This window comes from Micromonospora sp. WMMA1976 (assembly GCF_027497335.1).
GTDB lineage: Bacteria > Actinomycetota > Actinomycetes > Mycobacteriales > Micromonosporaceae > Micromonospora > Micromonospora aurantiaca.
On record NZ_CP114912.1, the window covers coordinates 4,305,179 to 4,316,611 of the forward strand.

10 protein-coding genes are annotated in these 11,433 nt (G+C 73.3%); 2 read left to right on the forward strand and 8 right to left on the reverse strand.

The window, feature by feature from the left end:
• Window positions 1–154: 154 nt before the first annotated feature.
• The 6 genes from O7546_RS19635 to O7546_RS19660 all read right to left on the reverse strand — a co-directional run bounded on the left by O7546_RS19635 (window position 155) and on the right by O7546_RS19660 (window position 7,413).
• Window positions 155–2,440 (reverse strand): cellulose binding domain-containing protein, encoded by a 2,286-nt coding sequence (locus tag O7546_RS19635; RefSeq protein ID WP_269697338.1) that lies wholly within the window; start codon window positions 2,438–2,440, stop codon window positions 155–157.
• 313 nt (window positions 2,441–2,753) lie between these two features.
• Entirely contained in the window at window positions 2,754–3,776 is a 1,023-nt protein-coding gene (locus O7546_RS19640) for a sulfite exporter TauE/SafE family protein (protein ID WP_194801279.1), read from the reverse strand.
• A 111-nt stretch (window positions 3,777–3,887) separates the two neighbouring features.
• A complete protein-coding gene (locus O7546_RS19645; RefSeq protein ID WP_135241228.1) occupies window positions 3,888–4,358 on the reverse strand; it encodes an Rrf2 family transcriptional regulator in 471 nt (156 codons plus the stop codon).
• A gap of 86 nt (window positions 4,359–4,444) precedes the next feature.
• Window positions 4,445–5,323, reverse strand: a complete 879-nt coding sequence (locus O7546_RS19650; protein WP_194801278.1) for an acyl-CoA thioesterase II — start codon at window positions 5,321–5,323, stop codon at window positions 4,445–4,447.
• Entirely contained in the window at window positions 5,320–6,768 is a 1,449-nt protein-coding gene (pyk, locus tag O7546_RS19655) for a pyruvate kinase (RefSeq protein ID WP_281599912.1), read from the reverse strand. Before pyk ends, O7546_RS19650 begins: the two co-directional genes overlap by 4 nt.
• A gap of 279 nt (window positions 6,769–7,047) precedes the next feature.
• Window positions 7,048–7,413, reverse strand: coding sequence for a YciI family protein (locus tag O7546_RS19660; RefSeq protein ID WP_013287532.1), 366 nt, complete (start codon window positions 7,411–7,413; stop codon window positions 7,048–7,050).
• 164 nt (window positions 7,414–7,577) lie between these two features.
• Between O7546_RS19660 and O7546_RS19665 the strand changes: the two genes are divergently transcribed.
• Together O7546_RS19665 and O7546_RS19670 are read left to right on the forward strand one after the other, a co-directional pair.
• The gene (locus O7546_RS19665; RefSeq protein ID WP_194801276.1) at window positions 7,578–8,444 is read left to right on the forward strand and encodes an aldo/keto reductase; all 867 of its coding nucleotides are present in this window, start codon (window positions 7,578–7,580) and stop codon (window positions 8,442–8,444) included.
• Between the two features lie 78 nt (window positions 8,445–8,522).
• Window positions 8,523–10,115, forward strand: a complete 1,593-nt coding sequence (locus O7546_RS19670) for a GMC family oxidoreductase N-terminal domain-containing protein (RefSeq protein ID WP_281599915.1) — start codon at window positions 8,523–8,525, stop codon at window positions 10,113–10,115.
• 57 nt (window positions 10,116–10,172) lie between these two features.
• Here O7546_RS19670 and O7546_RS19675 read toward each other — a convergent pair whose 3' ends face one another.
• Window positions 10,173–10,976, reverse strand: coding sequence for an alpha/beta fold hydrolase (locus O7546_RS19675; protein WP_194801274.1), 804 nt, complete (start codon window positions 10,974–10,976; stop codon window positions 10,173–10,175).
• A gap of 167 nt (window positions 10,977–11,143) precedes the next feature.
• Entirely contained in the window at window positions 11,144–11,407 is a 264-nt protein-coding gene (locus O7546_RS19680) for a DUF6244 family protein (protein WP_073830945.1), read from the reverse strand.
• Window positions 11,408–11,433: the final 26 nt, after the last annotated feature.

Sequence of the window (11,433 nt, forward strand, 5' to 3'; positions counted from 1 at the left end):
TAGCCACGTCACCGCAGCGTCGCGCGGGACGCATAACTTTGTCCCCGGTGGTGGTACGGCATTCCCGGTCGGGACGGGTCGGGAATGCTGCGGTGTGGTGCACCGGGTCGCCGGCGGAGCGGATTCCGCGGCCGGCGACCCGGTGCCTGCCGTTTCAGCGCAGGTAGATGTTCGGCGCGGGCGGGGTGCTCATGCCGTCGCCCAGGTAGAAGCCCGGGTGCGGCGGCTGGTTGTAGGCGGTGTTCTGCCAGGCCACAGCCACCCGGTACTGCGGGTCGTGCATCAGCGTCGGCAGACGCAGACCGGTGGTCGACGGCGTGCTGTAGATCCGGAGCGCGGTGCTGTCGGAGGTGCGCCAGACGACCTCCTCCCGCCAGTCACCGAGCAGGTCCGCCGAGAGCGCCGGGGTGGACTTGGTGCCGTTGTTGGAGGCGACGCCGCTGCCGGTGAGCAGCCGGGTCTCGCCGCCGGTGCCGTACTTGTCGATCTTCGTGGCGTCGAGCAGTTCCCGGACCGGGTCGCCGTCCCACCAGATCAGGAAGTTCGCCGACGACGGCTTGCGCCCGACGTTCTGCCCCCGGGTGTTGAGCAGTCCGTCGACCGCCGACGACCAGGACTCGGCACCCGGGCTGCCCGCCCACACGTCACCGGAGACGCCGCGGCCGTTGTCGCCGTTCGGCGCGGTCTGCCAGATGATCTGCCCGGTACGCGCGTCGGCCATCCAGGAGCTGGGCTTGCTGGCGTCCTCGTCGACCTTGAACACCTCCAGACCGGAGCGGGACGGGTCGAGGTCACCGACGTGCAGGGCGTCGCCGTGGCCGTTGCCGGTGGAGTACAGCAGCCGGCCGTTGTCGTCGATGGTGGCGGCGCCGTACACGATCTCCTGGCGGCTGTCGTTGTCGACGTCGGCCACGGAGAGCTGGTGGTTGCCCTGGCCGGCGGCGGCGCCGTTGCCGGAGGCGTTCGAGTCGAACGTCCAGCGCTTGCGCAGCGTGCCGTCGCGGAAGTCCCAGGCCGCGACGACGGCCCTGGTGTAGTAGCCGCGCGCCATGATCAACGACGGTCGCTGCCCGTCCAGGTACGCGGTGCCGGCGAGGAACCTGTCGACCCGGTTGCCGTACGAGTCGCCCCAGGAGGAGACGGTGCCGCGCGGCGGGTCGTAGTCGACAGTGGACAGCGCCGCGCCGGTGCGGCCGTCGAACATGGTCAGGTATTCCGGGCCGGCGAGCACGTAGCCGCTGGAGTTGCGGTGGTCGGCCGAGCCGTTGCCGATCACCTGGCCGGTGCCGGAGCGGGTGCCGTCGGCGGTCTTCATGGCCACCTCGGCGTCCCCGTCGCCGTCGTAGTCGTACACCTGGAACTGGGTGTAGTGGGCGCCGGCGCGGATGTTGCGACCCAGGTCAACGCGCCACAGCCGGGTGCCGGCGAGCGTGTACGCGTCGACGTAGACGTTGCCGGTGTAGCCGGACTGCGAGTTGTCCTTGGCGTTCGACGGGTCCCACTTGAGCACGAACTCGTAGCGGCCGTCGCCGTCGAGGTCACCGACGCTCGCGTCGTTCGCCGAGTAGCTGTACCCCTCCCCCGACGGGGTGGTGCCGCCGGGCGGCGGCTGGATCGGCACGTCCAGGTAACCGTTGGCGAACTGGAGCGCCGGCGCGGACGCCGCCTGCTCGGCGCCGTTCACCACGGCCCGCACGGTGTACGCCGAGCCGGCCGCCGCGCCGCTGTCCAGGTACGTGGTGGCGCCGGTGATCGGGCTGCCGTTGACCTTGGTACCGCCCCGGTACAGGTTGAACGAAACCCCGGTGGTCTCGGTGCCGAGCAGCCGCCAGGAGACCAGGTTCCCGCTGCCGGAGCGGACGCTGATCAGCCCTCGGTCGAGGTCCTCCATCTGCTTCGCGCCGGCCGGCGGCGTGGTCGGCGGCGGCGTGGTGGGCGGGGGTGTGGTCGGCGGCGGGGTCGTGGGCGGAGGTGTGGTGGACGGTGGCGGGGTCGTCGGCGGCGCGCTGGTGGACGGCGCGCCGGTGCAGGCGGTGCCGTTGAGCGTGAAGGCGGCCGGAACCGGGTTCGACGCGTCGTTCCACGAGCCGTTGAAGCCGAAGTTCGCGGTGCCGCCGGTGCCGATGGCCGCGTTGTAGCCGGCGTCGCGGGCGCTCACCTGCGCGCCGGACTGGCTGACCGTCGCGTTCCACGCCTGGACGACCTGCTGGCCGGCGGCGAAGCTCCAGCCGACGGTCCAGCCGTTGACCGGGTCGCCGAGGTTGGTGACTGTCACGTCGGCGCCGAAGCCGCCGCTCCACTGGTTGGTGATCCGGTAGTCGACCCGGCAGGCGACGGCCGCCGCGGCAGCAGTCATCGTGGTGAGCGCGCCGGCCGACAGGGTGACCGCCGAAGCCGCGGCGAGCAGCGCGATCCGGCGGCGAGGGGTGGTGGGGTGCACGGGGAACGCCTTTCGCGGAGGTCAGGCACGCGACGAGCGCCGGCCTGCCCGGACCGGCGGATACGTGCCCTGACGCGACGGGCGACGTCAACGCATCGACGTCGGTGATTCGGCTCCGCGCTTCGTCAGCCTAGGTCGCCACTGGACGCACCACAAGCGCGGCGGAGCGGTCGGGCGGCGCGAAGGAATGGCCCGACAGCCGATATACCTCAGAGTCATAAATATGACCGAGAGGCATACCGGTCAGCGGGACATCTTCTCTCCCGGGCGACGGCACGGCCAGGCGAGGCGCGCGGTTCAGGCCGCGGGCGGCTCAGCCCTCGACGGCGGCGGCGAGCTTCCGCGATTCGGCGGCCTCGGCGGTGGCCGCCGGCTCCGGGACCTGCCCCGACTGCGCGTCCTCCGCCGCCGACGCGGAGGCTGGCGCGGCCTCGGCCGGCGGCGCGGCGGCCAGGGCCGCGTCGACAGTGGCGCGGGCCCGGCGGGTACGGCGCAGGGCGCGCACCGCCAGCCCGACGGCGACCAGCCAGGCGGTGCCGAGCAGCACGTACACCACCACCGGCACCGAGCCGCCCACGCCGCCGGCGCTCAGCAGCGTGCGGGCATTCGTCAGCACGATCACGCCGCCGATCACGGCGCCGAGCAGCTGAGCGGGGACGATGCGGACCAGCCAGGCCGCGATCGGCGCGGCGATCAGGCCGCCGACCAGGAGGGCGGCCACTGTGGGCAGCAGGAAGCCCTCGGAGCCCAGGCCGATGAGGAAGCCGATGCTGGCCGCGCCGGCCACCACGAACTCGGAGGTGTCCACCGAGCCGATGACCTTGCGGGGTTCCATCCGACCGGAGACCAGCAGGGCCGGGGTGGCGACCGGGCCCCAGCCACCGCCGCCGGTGGCGTCGACGAAGCCGGCGACCAGGCCGAGCGGGGCGAGGAAGCGGCTACGGAGCCGGCCGGCGGCGCGGTTGGCGCGCAGCGGCCGGGAGAACCGCACCAGCAGGTACGCGCCGAGCGTGAACAGGATGGCTGCCATCCACGGCGCCGCCGCCTCGGTGGAGATGGAGCTGAGGAACGTCGCCCCGGCGAACGCGCCGATCGCGCCGGGCAACGCGATGCGGCCGACCACCTTCCAGTCGACGTTGCCGAATCGCCAGTGCGAGACGCCCGCGGCGAGCGTGGTGCCGATCTCGGCCAGGTGCACCGAGGCGGATGCCGCGGCCGGTGCCACGCCGGCGAACAGGAGAAGCGTGGAGGAGGTCAGCCCGTACGCCATGCCGAGCGCGCCGTCGACGAGTTGCGCGGCGAGCCCGACGAGGGCGAGGACCAGCAGCTTGCGCACGAGCGCCCCCTGACTTTTCGGTATCTCCTATCAACTTGGTCGACAATGCGGCACGAGGGCACCCCGGGTCAAGTCCCCCATCCGGTTGGTAGGAGACGCCGGACGGTGTGGTCAGCTCCAGGCGCGCGGGTCGGCGGCCAGTTCGTTGACCCGGCCGGGCAGCGCGCCGGCGGCCACGTCGGCGATGGTGACCAGCTCCAGGATCTCCCGCTCGCTGGCCCGCAGCGCGATCCAGACGTCCTGCAACGCGCGGGCCGCGCCCTGGTAGCCGAGCTGTTCCGGGCGCTGCCCGCGCACGTGCGCGAGTGGACCGTCGATGACGCGGATCACCTCGGCCAGGGAGATCTCGCCGGCCGGCCGGGCCAGCCAGTAGCCGCCCTCGGGGCCACGCTGGGCGTGCACGATGCCGCCCCGGCGCAGTTGCAGCAGGATGCTCTCGAGGAACTTCGGCGGGATGTCCTGCGCGCGGGCAATCTGCTCGGCGGTCACCGGGCGGCTCCGTCCGGTGCTTCCCCCGTCCGCGACCGAGGCCAGCTCAGCGGCCGCGCGGAGGGCATAGTCGACCCGGGCGGAAAGACGCATACGGCCAGGTTAGTCCGCTGCGGTGCGGACCTGCCGCCCGACCCGCGCCGGGACGATCACCGGCCGGGCGATCACCGCCCGGGCGGTCAGTCGCCGACGCGCCGCAGCAGCCCCTCCTGGACGGCGCTGGCGATGTGCCGGCCGTCGGTGGTGAACATCCGGCCCGTGGCCAGGCCGCGGGCGCCGGACGCGGACGGGCTCCAGCAGTCGTACAGGAACCACTCGTCGGCGCGGAACGACCTGTGGAACCAGAGCGCGTGGTCGAGGCTCGCGCCGACCACACCGCCCGGGCCCCACACCTCGCCGTGCACCGACAGCACCGAGTCCAGCAGCGTCAGGTCGGAGGCGTACGTGAGGGCGCACGCGTGCAGCAGCGGATCGTCCGGCAGCTTGCCGTCCAGGCGCATCCACACCCGCTGGTGCGGTTCGGCCGGGCGGTCGCCGGGGCGGACCCAGCCGGGCTCGCCGACGTAGCGCACGTCGATCGGGCGCGGGATCATCCCCCAGATGCCCAGGCGCTCCGGGTAGCGGGACAGCCGGTCGGCCATCGTCGGCACGTCGTCCGGGCCGGGTACGTCCGGCGGGAGCGGGGCGTGGTGGTCCAGCCCCTCCTCCTGGCGCTGGAACGACGCCGACATGAAGAAGATCGGCTTGTCGTGCTGCAACGCCACCGAGCGGCGTACCGAGAAGGAGCGGCCGTCGCGGACGTTCTCCACCTGGTACTCGATCGGCTCGGCCGGGTCGCCGGGGCGCACGAAGTAGCCGTGCAGGGAGTGCACGGCCCGCTCCGCGTCGACGGTGCGGCCGGCCGCGACCAGGGCCTGGCCGGCGACCTGCCCGCCGTAGACCCGCTGCGGGCCCACCGGCGGGCTCATCCCCCGGAAGGTCATCTCCCCGGTACGGGCGAGGTCGAGCACCTCCAGCAGCTGGTCGACCGCCGCCTGCCCGGTGGCCACACCACTCATTGGAGGGCTCGCGCCGAAGCGGCGTCGACCAGCGAACCGAGCTGGTGCACGCGCAGCGTGTTGGTGGAGCCGGGGGTGCCGGGCGGGCTGCCCGCCACGATGACCACGTAGTCGCCCGGGTTGGCCCGGTTGAGGCCGAGCAGCGCCTGGTCGACCTGGCGGAACATGTCGTCGGTGTGCTGGACGAACGGCATCAGGAACGTCTCCACGCCCCAGGACAGCGCGAGCTGGTTGCGCACCTCCGGCACCGGCGTGAACGCCAGCAGCGGCAGGTCGCAGTGCAGCCGGGCCAGCCGCTTGACGGTGTCACCGGTCTGCGAGAACGCGACCATGGCCTTGGCGCCGATGGCCCGGGCGATCGACGAGGCGGCGACGGTGAGCGCGCCGCCGTGCGTACGCGGATCGTGCTGCAACCGGGGGACGGCGATCGAGCCGGCCTCGGTGGTGGTGATGATCTTCGCCATGGTGCTGACGGTGAGCACCGGGTACTTGCCGACGCTGGTCTCGCCGGAGAGCATCACCGCGTCCGCGCCGTCGAGCACCGCGTTCGCCACGTCGGAGGCCTCCGCGCGGGTCGGGCGGGAGTTCTCGATCATCGAGTCGAGCATCTGGGTGGCCACGATGACCGGCTTGGCGTTCTCCCGGCACAGCTGCACGGCGCGCTTCTGCACCAGCGGCACCTGGTCCAGCGGCAGTTCGACGCCGAGGTCGCCGCGGGCGACCATGACCCCGTCGAAGGAGAGCACGATCGCCTCCAGGTGGTCGACCGCCTCCGGCTTCTCGACCTTGGCCAGGACCGGGCGCCGTACGCCCTCCTCGTCCATGATCGAGTGAACGAGCTTGATGTCCTCCGGCGAGCGGACGAAGGAGAGCGCGACCAGGTCGACACCGAGGCCGAGGGCGAAGCGCAGGTCCTCGGCGTCCTTGTCGGACAGGGCCGGGACGCTCACCGCGACGTTCGGCAGCGAGACGCCCTTGTTGTTGGAGACCGGGCCGCCCTCGGTGACCAGGCACCGGATGTCGTTGCCGGTCACGTCGCTGACCTCGACCGCGACCCGGCCGTCGTCGATCAGCAGCCGGTCGCCCGGCTTCACCTCCTGCGGCAGCTTGCGGTAGGTGCAGGAGACCCGCTCCTTGGTGCCCTCCACCTCGTCGCCGGTGATCACCACGGAGTCGCCGGTGCGCCACTCGTGCGGGCCGTCGACGAACCGGCCGAGACGGATCTTGGGGCCCTGGAGGTCGGCGAGCACGGCGACCGGCCGGCCGGCCGCATCGGCCGCCTCGCGGACCAGCCGGTAGACCGATTCGTGGTCGGCGTGACTGCCGTGGCTGAAGTTGAGCCTCGCCACGTTCATGCCCGCCTCTACGAGGCCGCGGATACGCTCCGGGGACGCGGTTGCGGGGCCGAGAGTGCAGACGATCTTCGCGCGGCGTGTCACGCCCATCAGGCTAGTCTCTCCTCCGGATCGGCCTCCCGGCCGACCCCTTGCGGACTGCGGAACATTTGTCCAACGACGCGCGTCAACCGCGTGGGCGGGCGGTAGGCGTACCGCACCGGAACGTCGTGTGGCGGGCATCGGCGACCGCGCGGTGAGAAATCGTACCGCTCCCCGTCACGGACCGGCCGGGGGCACTGTGGGGCCGCCGCGCTCGGCCGGCCGGGCGTGGGCGGGCACCGGGTACGCGGCAGCGACCGGTGCCGTCGGAGGGGCGGGCGTCGCGCCTCAGCTCTCCGTCTTGACCAGCGGGAACTCCAGTGAGCCGGCCGGGCAGAGGAAGGTAAGCACCTCGACCCGGTAGAGCCCGGCCTGCACCGCCGGGTCGGCCTCCATGACGCTGCGGACGTCGTCCACCGAACCGGTCCGGGCCAGGCCGAAACCGATCGGCGGGTCGGGTTCCCGGGCCGGGCCGTCGACCGACCCGTCCACGAGCACGATGCCGCGCCGTTGCAGCGCCCGCATGTGCTGGAGGTGCTCGGCCTGCAGCCGCTGCACGGTCTCGTCCGGCAGGGCCCGTCCCGAGGGCCCGGGGTAGAGCACGATGCACTCGTACGTGTCCAGCGCGAAGTCGAGCCGTGGCGTCGCGGCCATGCGCACCTCCTGAGCACCGTCCCACCCAGCCTCCCACGGCGGCCCGGTGCGCCGGGGCCGCTCGCCGCAACTACCAGTGCTTCGCCGTCACGATTCGGGGAATGTCCAGTGGTCGGGGCGCAACACCGCCCTGCGAGGCACGAACGAGCACAGGAGGACCGCGAATGGCCACCAGCACCCAGCCCGCCAAGGCGTCGGGCAGCTACCGGATCGGTGGCGACCTGCCGGTCGACCGCCTCGGCTACGGGGCGATGCAGCTCACCGGCCCCGGCGTCTGGGGCGACCCGAAGGATCCGGCCGAGGCGGTACGGGTGCTGCGCCGCGCGTACGAGCTGGGCGTCACGTTCGTCGACACCGCCGACTCGTACGGGCCGTTCGTCAGCGAGCTGCTGATCCGCGAGGCGCTGCACCCGTACGCCGACGACCTGGTCATCGCGACGAAGGCCGGGCTGACCCGCTCCGGCCCGGACGACTGGCGGCCGGTGGGCCGCCCGGAGTACCTGCGCCAGCAGTGCGAGCTGAGCCTGCGCCACCTGGGACTGGACTGCATCCCGCTCTACCAGCTGCACCGCATCGACGCGAAGGTGCCGCTGGCCGACCAGCTCGGGGAGCTGGCGCTGCTGCGCCAGGAGGGCAAGATCCGGCACATCGGGCTGTCCCAGGTCAGCGTCGAGGAGATCGAGGCGGCCCGGGCGATCGCGCCGATCGTGTCCGTGCAGAACCTCTACAACCTGGCCGACCGCAGCGCGGAGGACGTGCTGGAGCACTGCGAGCGCCACGACCTGGCGTTCATCCCGTGGTTCCCGATCGCCACCGGCAACCTGGCCCGGCCCGGCGGACCGCTGGACGCGATCTCGACCGCGCACGGCGCCAGCCCGGCGCAGCTCGCGCTGGCCTGGCTGCTGCGCCGGTCGCCGGTGATGCTGCCGATCCCGGGTACGTCGTCGGTGGCGCACCTGGAGGAGAACGTGGCGGCGGCCGAGGTGGAGCTGACCGACGACGAGTTCGAGGCGCTGGCGAAGGCCGCCTGACCCGGACGCGCCCGGCCCTTTCGCGGAATGTGATCGAGCAACTACTGTCAGAGGGATTCTCGCGAGTGGGGGTCCGCTGTGGAGGAGTTCGACTACGTCATCGTGGGGGCCGGCGCGGCGGGGTGCGTGCTGGCGAACCGCCTCACCGAGGATCCGGGGACGCGGGTGCTGCTGCTGGAGGCGGGCGGCTGGGACCGCAGCCCGTACGTGCGGGTGCCGAAGGCGTTCTCCCGGCTGATGGACGGCCAGCGCACCGCCTGGCACTACCCGGCCACCACCGGACCGGGCCGCCAGGAGATCTGGCAGCGCGGACGGATGATCGGCGGTTCGACGTCGGTGAACGGCATGATCTGGAGCCGCGGCGCGGCCCGCGACTGGGACGCCCTCGCACCACTGGGCTGGGGCTGGTCGGTCATGGGCCGCGTGTTCCCGCAACTGGAGGACCACCCGCTCGGGCCCGCGACGCACCGGGGCACCGGCGGCCCGGTGCGGCTGTCCATCGCCACCGGCACCGAACCGCTCGCCGAGGAGATGGTGGCCACCGGCGCCGAGCTCGGCTGGCGCCACGCCGACGACCTGGACGCCCACGACGACGAGCGGATCGGCTACCCGACCGCCACCATCCACGCCGGACGCCGGGTCAGCGCCGCCGACGCGTTCCTGCACCCGGTGCGGCGCCGGCCCAACCTGACCGTCGAGGTCGGCGCCGTCGTCCTGCGGGTGCTCGTCGAGGGCGGCCGGGCCACCGGCGTACGGGTGGCGCGCGGCGGCGGGGAGACCACGTACCGGGCGGCCGGTGAGGTGATCCTCGCCGCGGGCGCCCTCGCGACCCCGCACCTGTTGCAGGTCTCCGGCATCGGGCCGGCGGACACACTGCGCGCGGCAGGGGTGCCGGTGCTGCTCGACCGGCCCCGGGTCGGCGCCGGGCTGCGCGAGCACCGGTCGATGGTGCTCCAGTACCGCCTCGCCGAACGCGGCGGCCACAACATGACCATCGGCAGCCCGCTCGGGCAGGCCCGGGCCACGCTGCGCTGGCTGCTCACCGGGGGCGGCCCGCTCGCCCTGCCGGTGCTGGACGTGGCGGCCCACCTCAAGTCCCGCCCCGAGCTGGACCGCCCGGACGCGCACCTGCTGATGGCGCCGTTCTCGGCCGCCCCGCCCCGGCCCGGCAAGGCCCTCGAACTGGAACGGGAACCGGGCCTGATGTGCCTGGGCACGGTGACCCGGCCGGACAGCGAGGGCAGCCTGACGATCACCGACGCGGACCCGCGTACGCCGCCGGCCATCGTGGCGAACTACCTCGCCACCGAGCACGACCGGCGGGTGGCGGTGGACCTGTTCCGCCGGATGCGGGAGTTCTTCGGCACCGGCCCGATCGCGAAGCGCATCCGGGCCGAGACGGTGCCCGGGACGGCGGCTACCACCGACGCGCAGATCGTCGAGGCGGCGGTGGCACGCGGCTACTGCGGCTACCACGCGATCGGCACCTGCGCGATGGGCGACGGCGACGATCACGTGGTCGACCCGCACCTGCGGGTCCGCGGCGTGGACGGGCTGCGGGTGGTCGACGCGTCGGTGCTGCCGGTGATGGTGGCGGGCTGGACCAGCGCCCCGGTGACCGCGCTGGCCTGGCGGGCCGCCGACGTGATCACGGGCCGGGACGCGGACTGAGCGACGGCCCGGCCGGACGTGCCCGGGCCTGCGCGACGGCGGGCCCGGGCACGTGACTCAGACCGCGAAGCAGTTCGGCTGGACCGCGGCGCCGGAGAGCACCTGGCGTACCGCCGTGTACGTGGTGCCGTCCAGCACCAGCCCGAGGTGGCCGACGACCCGCAGCGGGCACCACGCCTGCACCAGGATGTTCGTCGCGCCGTCGGCGAGCACGGCGTTGTCGACCGGCCGGACCAGTTCGTCCTGCCAGGTGCGCACCGTCGCCCACCGCACCGGGCCGGGGGTGTCGTCCCCGGCGTTGAGGTCGGCGAGGAAGCTCGACCCGATGGTCATCTGCTGGCAGGCGATCACCCCGGCGCAGCTGCCCAGCCCGAGGAAGGCGACCAGGTTGGCGACGTAGGTGCCGTACTGCGGGCTGCCCAGGCTGACGTACTGGTCGACGGTGGCCGCGCCGCCGAGGTACTTGACGTACCAGCGGCTGACCAGGCCGCCCTCGGAGTGGCCGACCAGGTCGACGCGGGCCGCACCGGTGCCGGCGCGCACCCGGTCCACGTAGGACGACAACGCGCGGGCGGACTCGCGGATGTCGCCGAGACCGAGGTTCGGCAACTGGAAGATCGAGACCCGGTAGCCGTCGGCGCGCAGCCGCGCGGCGATCGGCTCGTACGCGATGGAGATTCCACTGAGGCCGCCGACCACGATCACCGGGTCGGCGGCCGCGGCGGCGGCCCGTTGCGCGGCGGTGGCGACGGTGGCCGTGGCAGACGGGGCGGCGGGTTCGGCGGTGGCGGCCTGGGCGGCGGCCGGGACGAGCAGGACGGTGGCGGCGGTGGTGACGGCCAGGATCGTTCGGAGCAGCATGGGCTGCACCTCCGGGGGGAGGCACCCGGGCGTACCCGGGGGGACGGGTGGGATCCGATCGATCGTGGACACGATGATGCGTGTCCGATTTCACACACGTCAATGAAAAGTTACGCGGCGGTAACCCTTGTCGCGCCCTGCGCGCAAACCGGCATGCCGGACCGGGCTCAGTTGCCCAGCGCCTGGACCTTCGCGATGGTCTCCTGCACGTGCTGCCGGGCCGGTTCCCCGCCCTGTGCGGCCTGTGCCAGCGCCTGCCGGTAGGAGTCGATGGCGCCGATCAGCGGCCCCGCCGTGGCACCTTCCAGCGCGCCCGCCACCAGCGCCCGCGCCTCGGCCGCGTCCTGCGCGGCGGCGGCGGTGCGTGCCTTGGCCTCGTCCAGCTTCTGTGCCGCCGCCGCCAGCCTGGCGATGATCTCCGCCGCGCTCACACGCCCTCCCCCAGCTCACCGACCCG

Bases quoted from the DNA above. Each gene is read 5' to 3' on its own strand.
- pyk (WP_281599912.1), bottom strand. From the start codon at position 6,768: ATGGGCGTGACACGCCGCGCGAAGATCGTCTGCACTCTCGGCCCCGCA.
- O7546_RS19665 (WP_194801276.1), top strand. From the start codon at position 7,578: ATGGCCACCAGCACCCAGCCCGCCAAGGCGTCGGGCAGCTACCGGATC.
- O7546_RS19650 (WP_194801278.1), bottom strand. From the start codon at position 5,323: ATGAGTGGTGTGGCCACCGGGCAGGCGGCGGTCGACCAGCTGCTGGAG.
- O7546_RS19645 (WP_135241228.1), bottom strand. From the start codon at position 4,358: ATGCGTCTTTCCGCCCGGGTCGACTATGCCCTCCGCGCGGCCGCTGAG.
- O7546_RS19660 (WP_013287532.1), bottom strand. From the start codon at position 7,413: ATGGCCGCGACGCCACGGCTCGACTTCGCGCTGGACACGTACGAGTGC.
- O7546_RS19675 (WP_194801274.1), bottom strand. From the start codon at position 10,976: ATGCTGCTCCGAACGATCCTGGCCGTCACCACCGCCGCCACCGTCCTG.